14 protein-coding genes are annotated in these 17,944 nt (G+C 71.1%); 5 read left to right on the plus strand and 9 right to left on the minus strand.

The annotated features are described in order from the left end of the window. Both fxsT and LZ495_RS31970 read left to right on the plus strand, forming a co-directional pair. A partial coding sequence (gene fxsT, locus LZ495_RS31965) for an FxSxx-COOH system tetratricopeptide repeat protein (RefSeq protein WP_235056461.1) occupies positions 1-1,818 on the plus strand: 1,818 nt, incomplete at its 5' end. A 470-nt stretch (positions 1,819-2,288) separates the two neighbouring features. Then, entirely contained in the window at positions 2,289-4,553 is a 2,265-nt protein-coding gene (locus LZ495_RS31970) for a serine/threonine-protein kinase (protein ID WP_268823608.1), read from the plus strand. A 54-nt stretch (positions 4,554-4,607) separates the two neighbouring features. Here LZ495_RS31970 and LZ495_RS31975 read toward each other — a convergent pair whose 3' ends face one another. After that, entirely contained in the window at positions 4,608-5,474 is an 867-nt protein-coding gene (locus LZ495_RS31975) for a polysaccharide deacetylase family protein (RefSeq protein ID WP_235056463.1), read from the minus strand. A gap of 229 nt (positions 5,475-5,703) precedes the next feature. Here LZ495_RS31975 and LZ495_RS31985 point away from each other — a divergent pair, with 229 nt between their 5' ends. Beyond that, positions 5,704-6,324: a TetR/AcrR family transcriptional regulator gene (locus tag LZ495_RS31985; protein WP_308268671.1), complete on the plus strand. Its 621-nt coding sequence runs from the start codon at positions 5,704-5,706 to the stop codon at positions 6,322-6,324. Positions 6,325-6,370: 46 nt separating this feature from the next. On the opposite strand, the gene LZ495_RS31990 is transcribed toward LZ495_RS31985, so the two are convergent. The 4 genes from LZ495_RS31990 to LZ495_RS32005 all read right to left on the minus strand — a co-directional run bounded on the left by LZ495_RS31990 (position 6,371) and on the right by LZ495_RS32005 (position 10,530). Next, entirely contained in the window at positions 6,371-7,405 is a 1,035-nt protein-coding gene (locus LZ495_RS31990; RefSeq protein WP_235056464.1) for an alpha-hydroxy acid oxidase, read from the minus strand. Then, positions 7,402-8,640, minus strand: a complete 1,239-nt coding sequence (locus tag LZ495_RS31995) for a cytochrome P450 (protein ID WP_235056465.1) — start codon at positions 8,638-8,640, stop codon at positions 7,402-7,404. The genes LZ495_RS31990 and LZ495_RS31995 overlap by 4 nt, the downstream gene beginning before the upstream one ends. A 144-nt stretch (positions 8,641-8,784) precedes the next feature. Continuing rightward, positions 8,785-9,843 carry a hypothetical protein gene (locus LZ495_RS32000; RefSeq protein ID WP_235056466.1) on the minus strand — a complete coding sequence of 353 codons (1,059 nt, stop codon included), beginning with the start codon at positions 9,841-9,843 and terminating at the stop codon, positions 8,785-8,787. Positions 9,844-9,900: 57 nt separating this feature from the next. After that, the gene (locus LZ495_RS32005) at positions 9,901-10,530 is read right to left on the minus strand and encodes a LysE family translocator (protein ID WP_235056467.1); all 630 of its coding nucleotides are present in this window, start codon (positions 10,528-10,530) and stop codon (positions 9,901-9,903) included. A gap of 90 nt (positions 10,531-10,620) precedes the next feature. On the opposite strand from LZ495_RS32005, the gene LZ495_RS32010 reads away from it, so the two are divergent. Continuing rightward, positions 10,621-11,394: an aminotransferase class IV family protein gene (locus tag LZ495_RS32010; protein ID WP_235056468.1), complete on the plus strand. Its 774-nt coding sequence runs from the start codon at positions 10,621-10,623 to the stop codon at positions 11,392-11,394. A 9-nt stretch (positions 11,395-11,403) separates the two neighbouring features. On the opposite strand, the gene LZ495_RS32015 is transcribed toward LZ495_RS32010, so the two are convergent. From LZ495_RS32015 to LZ495_RS32030, 4 genes are all read right to left on the minus strand, one after another. Continuing rightward, complete coding sequence (locus tag LZ495_RS32015) at positions 11,404-12,678, minus strand: XdhC family protein (protein WP_235056551.1); 1,275 nt, start codon at positions 12,676-12,678, stop codon at positions 11,404-11,406. A 61-nt stretch (positions 12,679-12,739) separates the two neighbouring features. Further along, positions 12,740-14,233, minus strand: a complete 1,494-nt coding sequence (locus tag LZ495_RS32020; protein ID WP_235056469.1) for an NCS2 family permease — start codon at positions 14,231-14,233, stop codon at positions 12,740-12,742. Positions 14,234-14,442: 209 nt separating this feature from the next. Then, positions 14,443-14,958, minus strand: a complete 516-nt coding sequence (locus LZ495_RS32025; protein WP_235056470.1) for a (2Fe-2S)-binding protein — start codon at positions 14,956-14,958, stop codon at positions 14,443-14,445. Continuing rightward, the gene (locus LZ495_RS32030) at positions 14,955-15,842 is read right to left on the minus strand and encodes an FAD binding domain-containing protein (protein WP_235056471.1); all 888 of its coding nucleotides are present in this window, start codon (positions 15,840-15,842) and stop codon (positions 14,955-14,957) included. The genes LZ495_RS32025 and LZ495_RS32030 overlap by 4 nt, the downstream gene beginning before the upstream one ends. Before the next feature lie 283 nt (positions 15,843-16,125). Here LZ495_RS32030 and LZ495_RS32035 point away from each other — a divergent pair, with 283 nt between their 5' ends. After that, entirely contained in the window at positions 16,126-17,742 is a 1,617-nt protein-coding gene (locus LZ495_RS32035; RefSeq protein WP_235056472.1) for a PucR family transcriptional regulator, read from the plus strand. Positions 17,743-17,944: the final 202 nt, after the last annotated feature.

Genomic DNA, 17,944 nt, shown 5'->3' on the forward strand with positions numbered 1-17,944 from the left:
TTGAACTCCGGCGTGAACGAGCGGCGAGGCCGAGGCTTCTTCTTCCCCATGCTCTCCATGATGGACATCCTCCCCAGAGAGGCCAAAGCCCCTCATCCAGGGTGTCCGTCAAAGTGGATCAAGCCCACCGCAACCACGGTCGGCAGCGACTCCGAACGCACCATCACCCGCATCTGGCGCGTCACCCTCGACTGCCTCGCCGAGACGCCGCTCGCCGGGGAACTCCTACGCATCCTGGCCTGGTACGCCCCGGACAGCATCCCCCGTGATCTATTCGACGGAGTCGCCGAACCCCCGGAACTTGCCACGGCAATCGGCCGACTCACTGCGTACAGCATGGTCACCGACAACCACGACGGCACTCTGTCCGTCCACCGGCTCGTCCAGACCCTCGCCCGCACCCCTGACGACAGCGACCCCCATCGCCAATCCAGCGACATCACGTACGCCCGCGACCACGCCACCAGGCTCCTCGCCGACGCGTTCCCGGAAGGCGTCGAACAACCCCCGAATTGGCCTCGATGTCGCGAACTTCTGCCACACGTCGACACCCTTACGCGTCGGCACACCTCCGACTATGACAGCGCCTACACCGCTTACGCCCTGGACCGTGCGGCCACGTACCAGCAAGGGCAAGGCGTACTGGCGCCTGCCGTGGAGGGCTTCCAACGTGCCCTCACGGCCGTAGTACGGTTGCTGGGCGACGATCACCCGGACACCCTGGCCTCTGCCAACAACCTCGCGAGCGCCTATGCGGCGGCGGGGGATGTGGGGCGAGCGATCGAGTTGTATGAACGTACCCTGGCCGATTCCGTGCGGGCGCTGGGCGACGATCACCTGAACACCCTGGCCGCCCGTAACAACCTTGCGCATGCCTACAAGTCGGCGGGGGACGTGGCGCGGGCGACCGAGCTGTTCGAACGTACCCTGGCCGATTCCGTGCGGGTGCTGGGCGACGATCACCCGAACACCCTGACCTCCCGCAACAACCTCGCGAGCGCCTACGAGTCGGCGGGGGACGTGGGGCGGGCGATCGAGCTGTTCGATCGCACTCTCGCCGACCGGATACGGGTCCTGGGCGACGATCATCGGGACATCCTGGCCTCTCGTAACAACCTTGCGCATGCCTACGAGTCGGCGGGGGATGTGGCGCGGGCGATCGAGCTGTTCGAACGTACCCTGGCCGATTCCGTGCGGGTGCTGGGCGACGATCACCCGAACACCCTGACCTCTCGTAACAACCTTGCGCATGCCTACGAGTCGGCGGGGGATGTGGCGCGGGCGATCGAGTTGTATGAGCGCACTCTCGCCGACCGGATACGGGTCCTGGGCGACGATCATCGGGACATCCTGGCCTCTCGTAACAACCTTGCGCATGCCTACGAGTCGGCGGGGGATGTGGCGCGGGCGATCGAGTTGTATGAGCGCACTCTCGCCGACCAGATAGGGGCCTTGGGCGACGATCACCCGGACACCCTGACCTCCCGTAACAACCTCGCGAGCGCCTACGAGTCGGCGGGGGACGTGGGGCGGGCTATCGAGCTGTTCGAACGTACCCTCGCCGACCGGATAAGGGTGCTGGGCGATGATCACCCGAACACTCTGACCTCTTGCAACAACCTTGCACATGTGTATGCGACGGCCGGTCACGTGGTGTGGGCGATCGAGCTGTATGAACGCACCTTGGCCAACTGCACACGGGTGCTCAGTTCAGGGCATCCGATGATCGCGACCGTGCAGGCCAATCTCGACTGGGTTCGACAAGCACAGTTTGACTCCGCCTCGGAGAGGGCGGAGGGCACGGGCAACGTCGCCTGACAGAGCTGGAAGTCCTGTAATCGTCCGGCCTCTGGGTGGGCTTGGACGCAGCGGACCTTCATCTGCCCGCCAACTCAGCTGCTTCGGGCTATTCGATGGAAACCTGCTGCGGGTTCACCATTTCTCAGATTACGGCGTGGTGGTCAAGGGACGAGATCACGGCGGACGTGGCCACGGTGAACCTGTGCAGCGCAGCGTTCGAAGCAGTCTGGGGCTGGCGGTTCCGCACCACCTATACGAGATCTGACTCGGCTCCGGTACGGGTGGGGGCGCGGCCTTACAGGGGTCGGGGCGTCCGGCTGAGTCCCGATAAAGACCGTCCCTGCGACGTGCGTCCGGTCGCCTTCCTCCGCTCCCGGCCATTCGCGTTCGCTGGCCCTGATGAGTGGGGTGTTCGATGCTCTGACAGACTGCGGGGCATTGGCCGGAAGGCGGCGACTGGGACTCTGGGACCTACGGGGGAACCGAGTATGTGGGGTCGAGGCACGCTCCTTGGCGGGCGCTACCAACTGGGCGAACGCCTCGGTGGCGGCGCCATGGGTGAAGTCTGGCGCGCCGAAGACCGCGTGCTGGAACGGCAAGTAGCCGTCAAGATCCTCCTCCCGGCCCTCCTGGAGGACGAGCGCTTCGCGAAGCGCTTCCGGCGTGAGGCGAAGGTGCTGGCCGCGCTGGACCACCCGGGCATCGTCGACGTGCACGACTACGGTGAAGGCGAATCCGAGCCGCCCATCGCGTACATCGTCATGGAACTCGTCGACGGGCTCCCGCTCGACCGCCTCCAGGCCACCGCCGGCCCGCTCTCGCCCGCCCGCGTCCTGGGCATCGCCGCGCAAGCCCTCGACGCCCTGCACGCGGCGCACCGCCGCGGCATCGTGCACCGCGACATCAAGCCGTCCAACCTCATGATCGGACGCGGCGACCGGGTCACCGTCACCGACTTCGGCATAGCCCTGACCGCCACCGACACGAAGATCACCGCCTCGAACTCCGTTCTCGGCACCGCCCGCTACATGGCACCTGAGCAGGCCCAGGGACACGGAGCCGTCCCGGCGTCCGACCTCTACGCCATGGGTGCACTTTGCTACGAACTTCTCGTGGGAACGCCACTGTTCAGCGGCGAGAGCGTCTTCGACGTGGTGCTCCGACACATCCGCGAGCCCGCCCCGGATCTTCCGGCGACGTTCCCGGAACCGGTACGCGAGCTGATCGCGAAGTCGCTGAAGAAGACGCCGGACGAACGGCACACCGACGCCGCCGCCATGGCCGCCGCCGTCCGCAGCGCGGCACTTGCTCTGCCCGATGAGGACGCCGCCGCGGCTGTGGCAGCCGCGGCGGTGACCGAGCCGATCGCGGTTTCGGAGGCCGCTTCTGAAGCGAACTCGGCAGCGCTGCCGGCATCGGATCCAGCAGCAGCGGAAATGACGTTGGAACCCACGTCCGCGTCGATCGCCGAGTCGATACCTGGGTCGATACCTGAGCCGATATCCGGGTCGGGAGCGACGCCCGTACTGGCTGTGGGTTCGGACGCGCCGCCGAAACCGTCTCCGGAGCCTTTGTCGCAGCGAGCCTCGGAATCGGTTTCCGAATCGGCTTCCGCATCGGTGCCGGAGCCGGCTTCGGAACCGGCCCCGGGGGCGATCTCGGAACCGACCCCCGCCCGGGAGGCGTTGCCTGCCGTCGTCCCCGTGCCCGCGGCGCCCGCAGCAGCTGCGGCCTCCTCCGTCCCTGCCGCAGGTGCGGCCGCCGCCGTACCCGCACCAGCCGTGGCCGCCGGACCAGCCTCCGAATCTGCATCGGCCTCCGAAGCCCCCGCCCCGCCCGCCGCCCGCTGGAAGCGTCACGGCCTTGCCGCCGTGCTGCTGGTGCTGGGCGTCATTGCAGGCGTCGTCGCGTCCGTCCTCTACCTCGGCCCCGGTTCCGGCTCGGCGTCCGGCAAGGACGGCGGTGCGGCAGATGCCGGCCAGCAGAAGAACGCCGGTGCCACGCAAGGCGCTGCGGATCCCTCGCCCGTCGGAGGCAGCGACGCCGGGAGCGCCCAAGGCCCGTCCAACGCGCCGAACGGCGACCCCAGCGCATCCGCGGCCGGCAGTTCCCCGCCCGCAAGCGGGGCACCCGCGGCCACCGCCGCGGCGAACGGCGCCCCCGGCAGCACCGGAAGCAACGCGGTCGCGGCAGGTGGCGGCACCGGAAGCAAGTCCGGCACCAGCACGGGCACTGGCAACACCACCGGCGGTGCCCCCAATCCGGCCACCGGCGGTGGCTCCGGCGGCGGTACGCCCCCCACGCTGCCGCCCGCAGGCCCGCCTCCCGCGGTGACGCCTCCGCAGGGCTGCGGCGGCTCCGGATGGGGCCACATCACCAACGTCGGGAGCAATGCCCGCCTCGGGCTGAGCGGCGAGCCGGTCGAAGGTACGCAGGTGGTGCTGGGCGGGCGTACGGAGTTCGGCTGGTTCCGCAAGACCGCGCAGTGGGACCAGTTCTTCCCCTGCTCGCTGAGCAAGCCCGCGTTGTCGATGGTGATGGGCGCTTCGGACCCGCTGAAGCTCGAACTCGGCTCGGCGTACCCGCACTTGCCGAACTGGCGTCTGGTGGCGACCACCGGCGGCGCGTTCCACATCCGCGACTACATGGGGCAGGACTGCCTCACCAGCAACGGTGTGGGCAAGCCGCTCAGTATGGAGGCCTGCACGCCCGGCCTCAAGACGCAGGAATGGTGGATCCCGGCCAGTTCATGATTTCGCGGGCCGGTTCCTGATCCCGGCCGGCTCGCGAAACCCGCTGCCTCTCCCTTACGCGTCGGCCGCGGTGGTCGCTGCGTAGTGCGCCGCGATCTCGTCGCTCGTCGTGGTCCACACGCCGGCGTGGTTCACGACGTACTCCAGCGCCTGGTCCAGGTACTTCGCCCGGAACGCCTGGCCGGTCACGAACGGGTGCAGCGCCAGGGACATCACCCGGCCGCTGTGCTCGCTGTCCTCCCACAGCTGGTCGACCTGGTCCTTGACGATCTGCACGAAGTCGGCGCCGCTGATCGAGTGCGCGGTGAAGATGCCCAGGTCGTTGAGCTCGAGGGTGTACGGCACGCTCAGCAGGCCCGGCACATTCAGCCGGAAGGGCTGGTCGTCTGCGGTCCAGTCGAGGACGTAGTCCAGGCCGAGCTCCCTGACCAGCTCCGGCGTCTTGAAGGTCTCGGTGAGCGCCGGGCCCATCCAGCCGCGCGGACGCTGCCCGGTGGCCTTCTCGATGGTCGCGACGATGTCGGCCAGGTAGGCCTCTTCGTCCGCCTCGACCTCCGGCTGAAGCGTGGAGTTGTTCTTGCCGTGCGCGAGCCACGCCCAGTTGCGCGCCCGGCCCGCCTCGATGATCTGCGGGTACTGCTCGGCGACGTCGGAGTTGAGCAGCGCGCTCGGGCGGATGCCGTGCCGGTCGAACACCTCGATCATGCGCCAGATCCCGACCCGCGGCCCGTAGTCGCGCCACCCGTGGTTCAGCGGGTCGGGCAGCAGCCCAGCGGTTGTCGTGTTGATGCTGGTCGACGGCTTGCCCAGCTCGAAGTGCTCGATGTTGAGCCCGACGTAGAAGGCCACCCGGGCGTCGCCCGGCCACGTGATCGGCGCGCGGTCGACGATCGGGCTGTAGTCGTAGAGGCGGTTCTGCATGATGACGCTCCCTGGCCGGGCGGCCGCATCGGCCGCACTGTTTCGGTTCTCCGGCGGTCTCTCCCGCCGACAGGACTTACAGTGCCGATCCCCGCTTCGGGTTCCCTGATGATCCGCTGATGGCTGCTGATGGCCGCGGACGGCTGCGGACCGCCGTTGATCGTCGCGTTGAAGGGCGAAGCCGCGTACTGCCCGGAGTTCCCCCGCGCGGTCCCGGGATGATGGGGGTGTGACGCTTACCGAGACTGCCGGCCGGGCCCGGGTGCTCCGCATCGCCGCCGCGCTGTTCGCCGAGCGCGGGTTCCACGGGACGTCGGTACGGGACATCGCGGTGGCGTGCGGGATGCGGCCGTCGTCGCTGTACAACCACGTGCAGGACAAGAACGACATGCTCGTCGAGATCGTCGGACGCTACCTCGACGCACTGGACGCCGTACTCCCGGACGCCTCGTCCGCGCCCGGCGACGGAGCCGCGCGGCTGGACGCGATGATCCGCGCGAGCCTGGCCGCGGCCCGCGCCCACCCGGACGAGTTCCTCACACTCTCCAACAGCTGGACGCACATCCGCCGCGCACCGGAGCTTGCCGGGATCGTGGTACGCCGCGATGCGGGACGCGCGCTGTGGGCGGACGCGCTGGCGGCAGGCGTCGCCGACGGCTCCCTGCGGGCCGGGCTGGACCCGGGGGAGGTGCTGCGCATCATCTTCAGCGCGCTGCACGGCTCGCTCGACCACCGCTTCGACGTGCCGGAGGCCGCCGCTGCTCCCGCGGGGAGCGCGGACACTCTGGTGGCGCTGCTGCTGGACGGGCTCCGCCCGCGCCCGGAGCCGCGTACCGAATCGGCAGGCTGACCGGTCGCTGGTCGCCGGTATGTGGTCGCGGCTACGCGGCCGCAGGTCAGCGTGGGCCGCGCGGGCGTACGTGCTCCCGCCGCACCTCCGCCGGCGACGCACAACCGCAGAACGCCAGCGTGCGACGTACGTCCTCGCGCAGGTCCGCAAGGTACGCGGCCAGCCCCGCGGCGCTCCCGTCCGCGAGTGCCCGCAGCGCGGGACGGCCCACGAACGCCGCCCGGGCGCCGAGTGCCAGCGCCTTGACGACGTCCGGGCCGGTACGGATGCCGCCGTCGACGTAGACCTCCGCGCGGTCGCCGACCGCGTCCGCGATCTCGCCCAGCACGTCGGCCGTGGCGATGCACCCGTCGAGCTGGCGGCCGCCGTGGTTGGACACCGCGATCGCATCCGCGCCTGCATCGACGCAGGCCGCCGCATCGTGCGGGTGCAGCACGCCCTTGACGACCAGCGGCAGGCCGGTGCATTCCTTGAGCCAGGTCAGATCCGCGAACGTGACGGACGGATCGAATGCCGACACCGCCGCACCCAGATCCACACCCCGGCCGTTGGCAGAAGCAGCGGCAGCAGCAGAGACGAGGTTCGGGAACGCCATGCCTTCCGGCGGGACGAACGCATGCCCCTCCAGCCGTGCGCGCCGCGGCACTGCCACGCCGTCCACGCACACCACGATCGCGCGGCTTCCCGACTCCTTTGCACGTACGGCGAGTTCGCGGGTAAGACCACGGTCGCGCAGCACGTACATCTGAGCCCACAACAAGACGTCGGTTGCCGCTGCCGCGGTGTCCTGCCAGGAGCGGTTGGCCGCCTGGGAGGCGACCATCAGCGTCCCGGTCTCCGCGGCGGCGCGGGCGGTGGCCGTCTCGCCGTCGGGGTCGACCAGGCAGTGCATCGCGGTGGGGGCCAGTCCGACCGGCGCGCCGACCGCGGTTCCGAGCAGCGTCGTCGCCGTTTCGACCTGCGTCATGTCGCGCAACACCCGTGGCTGGAGGGCGAGTCGGCGCCATGCGTCGAGGTTGTCCCGGAGCGTCTCCTCGTCTCCGCTGCCGCCTTCGATGTACGCGAGTGCGGGTGTGGTCACCGGGAACCATCCGCCGCGCGGGTCGCCTCGCGAGTCGCTTCGGCAGTCGTATCGACAGCCGTATCGGGAGTAACGAGGCACGGCAGCGTGCGCTGCCCCAAGGCCCAGAACACCGGATTAGGCCGCGCCACGAAGCCAGGATCCAACTCCAATACCGCTACCTGATCGCAGAGTTCGTGCAGCACGGCCACCGCCTCGGCACGGGCGAGCGCGGCGCCGGGGCACACGTGCGCACCAGTGCCGAACGCCAAGTGGTCGCGCGGGTGCGGGCGGTCGATGCGGAACTCGTCGGCGTCCGGAAAGCGTGCCTCGTCGCGGTTCGCCGACGCGATGCCGAACACGACGCGGTCGCCGCGCGTCAGCGGGCAGCCGCCGAGCGGCCCGTCCGCCAGGACCTCGCGGGCCAGAAGCTGGACGGGGGAGTCGTGCCGCAGGGACTCCTCCACGACGACGGTGACCAGGTCGCGGTCGGCGCGGACCGCTGCGTACAGGTCGGGGCTTTCGGCAAGGGTGCGCAGGCAGTTGCCGATCAGGTTCCGGGTGGTCTCGTTGCCGGCCACGATCAGGAACATCGTCTGGGTACAGACGGCCGCATCGGAGAGCCCGGCGGCGATGAGCCGCGTGATGACGTCGTCGGGCGGGTCGGCGGCGGTCCTGCGCGCATCGATCTCACGCTGCACGTACGCCGCGAACTCCGGGTGCATCCGCGCCATATCCCCGTCCCGGGTCTCGCCCTGCGCGGCCAGAAGCTCGTCGGACCACAGCCGGAACCGGTCCTGGTCGGCGGCCGGCACGCCGAGCACGTGCGCGATGACGACGGTCGGCAGCGGGTCGGCCAGCGTCGCGACCAGATCGACCGGCCCGCCGTCCGCCGCGGCGGCGACGGACTCCGTCACCAACTGGGCAGCAGTCTCCCGGATGAAGGGCAGCGCGGCGTCCAAGTGCCGGGCAGCGATGACCGAGTTGACGATGCCGCGCAGCCGGCTGTGCTCCGGCTCGGGGAGCGCCGGCAGGATCACCTTGTCCGGGTGCAGGGCCGACGTGTCGACGAACGATCCGACGAAGCGCTCCACTTCGCGCAGCCCCTGGCGTACCGCGGCCTCGGTCGCGAAGTAGCGGCCCATGCCGGTCGCGATATGCCCTTCTCCGCCGCGCACTTCGGCCATCGCCTGGTAGCGGGCGCACGCGTCCCCGGCGAGCGGGTCGGATGCGGACGAACTGCGGTCGACGGCCATGGCGGCTCCCGAGTCGGGTGGCAAACCGGACTAACGATCGTTCGTACCGGACGGACCATAGCCGTGCCCCGGAGAGCCTTCAAGGCTCTCCGGGGACGGATCTCCACAGCAACTCCCCAGGCGTACGCCGGATTCGCCGCCCGCCTACACGCTCGGCCGGTCCCGTGCCGGGGCGGCCTTGGCGAGGTACGCGTCGGCTTCGGCGCGGTCCAAGACCTTCTCCAGGACGAGGTCGCCGGCGATCTGCGGATAGAAGCGCGTCGCCTGCCAGGCCCGTCCGTACGGCGGCGGGTCCAGGATCAGCAGGCGCTCGCCGTCCACGACCGGGATGTCGGCGGGGCAGCCTTCGTTCCAGATCCAACTGCCGTCGGCCGCCGCCAGGTTGAACGAACCCGTGGCCTGCGGGGGAGGGTCGGCAAGGGGCGCGTCCCGCATCGCCGCGACCACGGCCGCCGGCGGCGCTTCGCCCGGGACGTGCCCGCCGCCGACGAGCAGGTGCGCGAGCAGCGTGTGCAGTTGGAAGTTGTCGCCGATCCGGCTCATGCGCATCCGGTACGCGGTCCCGGTCGGCCGGTGCACCACGACCAGTGGCTCCGCGTCGAACATCTTGAGCAGGTAGCGCAGGCACTTGAGGTCGGCATCGCCCATCGCGGCCGCGTCGGCGAGCACGACGAGGCTGCCCTCTTCCTGGACCGCCTGGCGTATCGGCTCGTACGACAGCAGCGTGACCGCCGCCATCTCCCACAGCGGCAGCTCCATCCACGCGGACACCGCGGCGAACGTCGCCTCGTCGATGCCGCCGGTCACCTCCGCGATCCGGCCGAGCGCCTCGCCGAGCGCGAGGTGGTCGCGCTGCGGCAGTTCGCCGCCCACGGTCTCGTCCCACAGCGCAGGGAAGCCCGCGACGTTGGTCAGCGCGTCCTCGATGCGGTCGAACACCGGCCCGGCACAGGCCGCCGGATCGGCGCCGTGCTCCACGCACGCCCCGATCATGACGGCGAGAATCGCCGCCGCGCCCATCGGCGTTCGCGGCAGAAGAGCGGCGAGACGCGGACCCGCGGCCGCGCACGTCTGCGGCTGCGATTCGCCCATCGCATCACGCAGATTGTGGAAAGCGTCGTTCAGAAGGGCCTCGTCCTGCCCCTCCAGAGCCCGTTCCAGCAGGTCGACAGCCTTGGGGAGCGCCCGGTCGCGAAAGATCATGCGCGGACTGTAACGACGCCCACTGCCATCGCTGCCCCTGCCACCGCCGGCAGGACGTCAGTCCGACAGCGCGAGGCGAAGCCCGAACGCGGCGATGATGCCGCCGGTGATGCGGTCGATCGCCTGCCGGACGCTGGGCCGGGCCAGTTGGCGGCGTACCGCGCGGGCGAACGCGATCAGCACCGCCGACCACGCCAGACCGAGCGCGATGTGAATACACGTCAGAAGCACGCCGAACGACAGGTGTTGCGCCCCGGCCGGGATGAACTGCGGCAGCAGCGCGACATAGAAGACGCCGACCTTCGGATTGAGCAGGTTCGTCAACGTCCCCCGCCGCCACCCGGCGACCAGCCCACCGCGCGCATCCCCGACGGCAGCGGCCTCCTGCGGGACGCGGCGCCAGGTGTCGTACAGCATCCGCGCCCCCATCCACACCAGGTACGCGGCCCCGACCCAGCGCAGGATCGTGTACGCGAGCTGCGAAGCGGTGAGCAGCGCGGTGATGCCCAGCGAGGTCAGCACACCCCAGGTGAGCGTGCCCGTCTGTATGCCGAGCACCACGCCCCAGGCCCGGCTCCGCTCCCCGAGCGCCGCGGTGCGCAGAATCAGCGCGGTGTCCAGACCAGGGGTGAGGGTCAGCAGGCCGACGACAAGAGTGAAGGACCAAAGCGCGGTAGTGGCGTCCATGGCCGCGACTTTAGAGCGTGGGGTGGAATGGCGGCCGTCCGGGACCGCGCGTGCGCGGAGCCGCACGCGCGCAGGTGCGAGACTGCCGTCGTGGAACTTGATGGGGTGCCGGCGACGGTCGATCAGATTGCTGCGTTGGGGCTGGTCAACTACGGCCACTTCACTTCGATGCGGGTCGACGACGGCCGTGTCCGGGGGCTGGCCCTGCATCTGGAGCGGCTTCGGCGGGACTGCGGGGTCGTCTTCGGTGCGGAGCTCGACACCGACCGGGTGCTGGAGCTGGTGCGCCGGGCGGTGGACGGGCGGGGCGGCACCTTCGTGGTCCGGGTGACCGTGTACGACCCGGCCTTGCCGCTGGCGAATCCCGGGGCGGATGCCCGGCCGCGCATCCTCGTCACGCACCGCGCGATCGCGGCGCATGACCTGCCGCCGCTGCGGGTGAAGTCCGTCGAGTACCGCCGCGACCTGCCCGCGGTGAAGCATGTCGGCCTGTTCGCGCAGCTGCATGCCCGCCGGACCGCGCAGGCTGCGGGCTTCGACGACGCGCTCTTCGTGTCCGGCGGCGAGGTGAGCGAGGGCGGGACCTGGAACGTCGGCTTCGTGGACGGCTCCGGCGTCGTCTGGCCGTCCGCCGAGCAACTGGTCGGCGTCACGCGGCAGCTGCTGGACGAGGCTCACCCGGGGGCCCGCACCGCGCCGGTGCGGGTGTCCGAACTGGGTGGCATGCAGGCTGCGTTCGCGACCAACACCAGCATCGGCGTCCGGCCGATCGCGGCGATCGACGGTGTCGCCTTCGATGCCGCGCATCCGGCATTGGCGACGCTGGCCAAGGCGTACGCGGATACCCCGCCCGAGCGGCTCTGACCGCCGAGGTCAGGCCGCGTGGTGGCCGGAGGGCGCTGCAGGGGCGGCGTACGGGCGGATCGAGCCCATGCCGTCGTGGTGGATCGGGCCCTCGGTCGCGGAGAGGGGGCGCCCGGTGCCGCCGCGGCGGTGCGCGACGATCTCGGCGCCGACCGCGATCGCGGTCTCCTCGGGGGTGCGGGCGCCGAGGTCGAGGCCGATGGGGGAGTGCAGCCGGGCCAGTTCGGCCTCGGTCAGGCCCAGGTCGCGGAGCTTCTGCAGGCGGGTCTCGTGGCTGCTGCGGGAGCCCATCGCGCCGACGTACGCGACCGGCAGGCGCAGGGCGCGCTCGAGGAGCGGGATGTCGAACTTCGCGTCGTGCGTGAGCACGCACAGGACGGTGCGGCCGTCGACCTCGATCGAGTCGAGGTAGCGGTGCGGCCAGTCGACGACGACCTCGTCGGCGTCCGGGAAGCGGCGCGGCGTCGCGAAGACCTCGCGGGCGTCGCACACGGTCACCTGGTAGCCGAGGAACTTGCCGATCCGGACGACCGCGGCGGCGAAGTCGATGGCGCCGAAGACGATCATGCGGGGCGGCGGGGTGTAGGCCTCCACGAAGACCGTGGCGGTGTCCGGTCCGACCGCGCACAGGCGGCCGTCGGGGCCGTAGGTGACCAGTCCGCCGCGGCCGGTGTCCAGCATCGCGGCGACCTCGGCGCGGACCGCGGCCTCGAAGAGCGGGGTGCCGCCGAGCGAGCCGCTGACCGGGCCGCTCTCCGCAGCGCCGTCCGAGGTGCCGTCGGGGCCGCCCGCCGAAGCGCCGTCCGGGCTGCTGCCCGGGCCGGCCCCTTCGCCGTCCTGCACGGCCGCCGAAGGGGCCGCGGCTGCGGCCGTGAGCACCAGCGTGGCGCCCAGCCGGTGGGCGGGGCCCGCGACGACGCGGGCCACGGCCACCGGGGCCCGGTCCGCGATCGGCCGCAGGGCGGCGTCGACCGCGGGCTCCGGGTGGACGAATACGTCGATCACTCCGCCGCAGGTCAGGCCCACGGCGAAGGCGTCCTCGTCGCTGTACCCGAAGCGCTGGAGCACCGGCGTACCGGTCTCCAGCGCCTCGCGGCACAGCTCGTAGACCGCGCCTTCCACGCAACCGCCGGAGATGCTGCCGACTGCTTCGCCGTCGGCGGAGACCGCCAGCGCCGCCCCGGGAAGCCGGGGCGCGCTGCCGGAGACGTCGACGACCGTGGCCAGCGCGAAGGCCTTGCCTTCGGCACGCCAGGCATTCAGCTCGGGCACGATGTCGAACATCGTCATCTCCTCACGGTTGCGCGGAACCGCGCGAGGATCAAGCCCACCCCTTCCGGGGCGGTCAGCTGACCCCCAGCCATTCCTTGATCGGGTGCAGCGCGAACCAGGCCACGAAGGCGACCGTAAGGATCCACATGAGCACACCCGGATCCTTCCACTTGCCCTGCGCGGTCTTGATCAGGGTGTAGGAAATGACACCCGCGGCCACGCCCGCCGTGATCGAGTAGGTGAACGGCATGATCACGATGGTCAGGAACGCCGGGACCGAGGACGCCAGGTCCTCCCAGTCGATGTGCTTGACCTGGGTGATCATCATCGACCCGATGACCACCAGGGCCGCGGCCGCGACCTGGCTGGGGACCATGCCCGCGATCGGCGTGAAGAACAGCATCAGGCCGAACAGGCCGCCGGTGATGACGCTGGACAGGCCGGTCCGGGCGCCGTCGCCGACACCGGTGGCGGACTCGACGAACACGGTCTGGCCGGAGGCACCGGCGACACCGCCGATGACGCCGCCCGCACCGTCGACCGCGAGGGCCTTGTTGAGGCCCGGCATGCGGCCCTTGTCGTCGACCAGCTTGGCCTCGGAGCCGATGCCGATGATGGTCGCCATCGCGTCGAAGAAGCCCGCGAAGACCAGGGTGAAGACCAGGACGGAGGCGGTGATGGCGCCGGCCTCGGAGAATCCGCCGAAGAGGCTGACGTCGCCGATGAGGCTGAAGTCCGGGGTCTCGACGACGTTGTCCGGGAGCTCCGGGACGCCCAGGCCCCAGGCCTTGGCCGGGATGTCGACCGCGGCGTTCACGATCATCGCGACGGCGGTGCCGATGACCAGGCCGATCAGGATCGCGCCGCGGATCTTGCGGGCCATCAGCATGAAGATGCTCAGCAGCGTCACCGCGAAGACGATGACCGGCCAGCCCTTGAGCTCGCCCGCCGGGCCGAGCATGACGGGGCCGCCGCCCGGTGCCGCGTTCTCCTGCACGAAGCCCGCGTTCACCATGCCGATCATGGCCACGAACAGGCCGATGCCGATGGTGATGGCGTGCTTCACCGACATCGGGATGGCGTTCATGATCGTCTCGCGGAGGCCGGAGAAGACCATGAGCATGATGATCGCGCCGTAGATGACGCACAGGCCCATCGCCTGCGGCCACGTCATCTCCGCGATCACCGCGGTGCCCACCACGCCGGAGACGCTGAGGCCTGCCGCGAGCGCCAGCGGCGCGTTGCCGACCACGCCCATCAGGACCGTGGTGACCAGCGCGGCCAGTGCGGTCACCGCGGTGACCTGGCCCGGGTCGAGCTTGTTGCCGAGGACGTCGGCACCGCTCAACATGATCGGGTTGAGCAGCAGGATGTACGCCATCGCCATGAAGGTGGTGACGCCGCCGCGGAACTCGCGGCCGATGCTGCTGCCACGGGCGCTGATCTTGAAGTAAGTGTCCAGGAACGTCCCGTTCCCGGCCGGGGGGGCCGGCTGGGTTCCGGTGGAACCGGGTTCTCTGGGGCCGTGCTCTGATTCTGAGTCCGAGTGCACAGATATCTGCGTCATGGACCACTCCCAAGTGTCTGAGGTGTTGTTGGGGTGGTGCTGGAATCCCGGCCCCGCGTGAGCATGCCAAACGTACGGCTTGCCCACGCGAGGCGGGGTTGTGCGATCGGGGGCGCGATTCACCGCGTGCGTGTTCCACGCGGTCCAGCAGTCCGGTCCGTGCGCTTGCGCGAGCGGTCCGGCGGTACGGGATCTCCGGCGGTCGGCCGTCAGCTCCCGGTAAAGCGTTCCGGGCGTACCGGAACACGGTTCGAGGCGGCCTCGGCCTTGCGGGCGGCGGCCAGGCGGACGGCGTCCATGATCTTCTCGTAGCCGGTGCAGCGGCACAGGTTGCCGGACAGCGCTTCGCGGATCTCCGCGTCGCCGGGCTGCGCCTGGCGTTCGAGCAGGTCGTGGGTCTGGACGAGCAGTCCCGGTGTGCAGAATCCGCACTGCACGGCGCCCGCGTCCACGAACGCCTGCTGCACGGGGTCGAGCGTGTCGCCGTCGGCGAGGCCTTCGACGGTACGGACCTCGCGGCCCTGCACCTGGCCGGCCGCGACCAGGCAGGCGCATACCGGGTCGCCGTCCAGGTAGATCGTGCAGCTGCCGCATTCGCCCTGCTCGCAGGCGTTCTTCGAACCCGGCAGGCCGACGCGTTCGCGGAGCACGTACAGCAGGCTCTCGCCTTCCCAGACGTCGTCCGCCTCGGTCCGGCGGCCGTTCACGTCGAAGGTGATCTTCATGCGGCTGCCCTCCCGGCTGCGCGGTACTCGTCCCAGGTCCAGGTGAGGGTGCGGCGGGCCAGCACCGACAGCGCGTGGCGCCGGTACGCGGCCGAGCCGCGCACGTCGTCGATCGGCGAGGCGGCCTCGGCCACCAGTTCGCCGAACCGCTTCGCGGTGGCCGCGGCCAGTTCGCCGCGCGACGCCCACATGCCGGTGTCGGCCAGCTCGGCGGCGATGAACTCCTCGGCGGCGCCCGCCCGGCGCGGGGTCGGCGCGGCGGACCCGATGCCGGTGCGCACACTGCCCGCTTCGGGGTGCAGTGCCATTCCGAAGGAGCACACCGCGATGACCATGGCGTTCCGGGTGCCGATCTTGGCGAACTGCTGCGGCCCGGTGGCCGAGGGGATGTGCACGGCGAGGATGAGCTCGTCCGGCTCCAGCGCGTTGCGCTTCACGCCGAGGAAGAACTCGTCGATGGGGATCATCCGCGGTCCGCGGTCCGCCGAGGCGGCCTCGACCAGGCATCCGGAGGCCAGCAGGGCCGGGTGGGAGTCGCCGGCCGGCGATGCGGCGCCGAGGTTCCCGCCCACGCTGCCGCGGTTGCGGATCTGCGGCGAGCCGACGGTGCGCGCGGCGAGCGAGAGGCCCGGCAGGCGGTCGGAGAGGTGCCCGATGATGCGGGCGTAAGGCACGGAGGCACCCAGCCGGACGACGCCGTCGGCCCCGGTCTCCCAGTCGTGGAGTTCGGGGATGCGGTTCAGGTCGATCAGCGCGACCGGGCGGTGCCGGTCGAAGTTGAGCTCGACCATGACGTCGGTGCCGCCGGCAATGGGTACCGCGGTGGGGTACTCGGCCTTCGCGGCGAGTGCCTCGTCCCATGTCGCGGGGCGCAGGAACTCCATAGCGGGGGTCACCTCCTGTCGTGCCTTGCGGGTCCAGCCGTTGCGGAGGGAGCGCCGTGCCGTGCACCTGCTCCGTGGTTTCGGATGTGACCCAGTACACACAGGCGAAACACGTTCGCAGTAGCCACGGAAACCATGAAGCGACGGGTCGGATCGTCCGCTTGTTCCCGTAGCTTTCTACGAGTGTTCACCCGGCCCGCCTCCCGGTATGACAGGACACGCACCCCCATAAGCGTGGACGTAGGAGATCATGGTCGGGACGGCAGCGGCAGGAGGCGAAGACGTGCGGTTGCGGGCTCTGCTCGACTCGGGAGTACCCGGAATCCGGCTCCTGGCCGGCGAGGAGGAACTCGACCGCGGCGTGCGCGGTGTCATGACCACGGATTTGTACGATCCGAGCCGCTACTTGTCCGGCGGCGAACTGGTGCTCACCGGCATGCTGTGGCGGGCCGCGCCGGAGGACTCGGAGCATTTCGTGCGCGTCCTGGTCGGGGCGGGCGTCGCGGGCCTGGCGGCGGGCGTGACCGAGGTGGGCCCGGTCCCGGACGACCTGATCGCGGCGTGCGAGCGGCACCGGCTGCCGCTGTTCACGATCGGCGAGGAGCTGTCGTTCGCCCGGTTGACCGAGTTCGTGGTCCGCCGGATTTCCACCGAACGGGCCAGTGACCTGACCGCGGTCGTGGACCGGCACCGGCGCCTGGTGCAGGCGGCGACCGGCGGCACGGGCCTGGACGGCATCCTCGGCATGGTCGCCGCGGACATCGACATCCGCTGCTGGGTCCTCTCGCTCACCGGGCGCCAGGTCGCCGCGGGCGCCGACCCGCTGACCGGCGAGCTGTGCACCGCGCTGGCCCGCGGCCACCTGGCGGCGCGCGCCCGCCGGGCCCGCCCGCCGTACCGCGAGCGGATCGGCGGCCGGGTCTTCTCGATGCTGCCGATCGAGCGGGACGACGGCACGGCCGCCGCCGCGCAGGGCGTGTGGAGCGAGTGGTCGCTGGTCGTCGAGGAGGACGTCGCCGACTGGTCCGAGCAGCGCCGCGGCCTGCTGGACGAGCTGGCCCGGCTGGTCGCGGTCGAGGCGGACCGGGTCGAGGACGGCCGCCGACTGGGCCGGCGCCTGGCCGAGGACGTCCTGCACCTGCTCGACGCGGGCGCCGACCCGGGCGAGATCGCGGCCCGGCTGCGGGTCGCCGAACCCGATGCGCCGGACGCGGTGACGTGGCAGCTGGTCGCCGCCGCGGTGACGGTCCCGGGCACCGACCCGGACGCCGCACCGGGCCGGCGCGGTGCGACCACGATCGGCCGGATGGCCCGCACGCTCGTCGAGGAGGCGCTCGCCGACCTGGGCACCCAGGTCCTGGTTGCGGCCACCGCGGACGGTGCGGTCGCCATGGTGCCCGGCCCGTCCGAGGACGTCGCGGCCGAACTGCGCGAGCGGCTGGCCGGCCTGGAGGGCGCGGCGGGCGAGGGCATCCGGCTCAGCCTCGGAGTCAGCGCCCCGGTGACACGTGCCGATGCGCTGCGCGGTGCGCTGGAGGAGTCCTGGCACGCGGCCCGGATCGCGGACGGCCGGCCCGGCGCGTTCGCGGTCGTCGGCCACGAGGAACTGGCGTCCCACGTCCTGCTGCTGGCCGCGGCGCCGGAGAGCGTGCGGCGCGGCTTCCGGGACCGGCTGCTGAGCCCGCTGACCGCGTACGACGCGCGGCACCAGGCCGACCTGGTCACCACGCTGGAGGCGTTCCTGGACTGCGACGGGTCCTGGACCCGGTGCGCGGCGCGGCTGCATGTGCACGTCAACACGCTGCGGTACCGGATCGGCCGCATCGAGGAGTTGACGCAGCGGGACTTGTCCCGGCTGGAGGACAAGGTGGACTTCTTCTTGGCGCTGCGGCTGCGCTGAGCCGGGGGCGGGCCGGAGCTCGACTGTTCTCGACCTGTGCTCGAGCTGTTCGCGTCTGTGCCCGAGCTGTTCGCGGCTGTGCTCGAGCTGTTCTCGGCCTGCGCTCGACCTGCGCTCGGCTTGCGCGGCTCGCGCGCTCGGTCCGCGCCGGATCCGGCAAGCGGGGGGGGGGCCGCCGCCGCGGGGGGGGCGGGGCCGCGCC

The sequence above is a fragment of the Yinghuangia soli genome (assembly GCF_021502675.1).
In the GTDB taxonomy this organism is placed as follows: Bacteria; Actinomycetota; Actinomycetes; order Streptomycetales; family Streptomycetaceae; genus Yinghuangia; species Yinghuangia soli.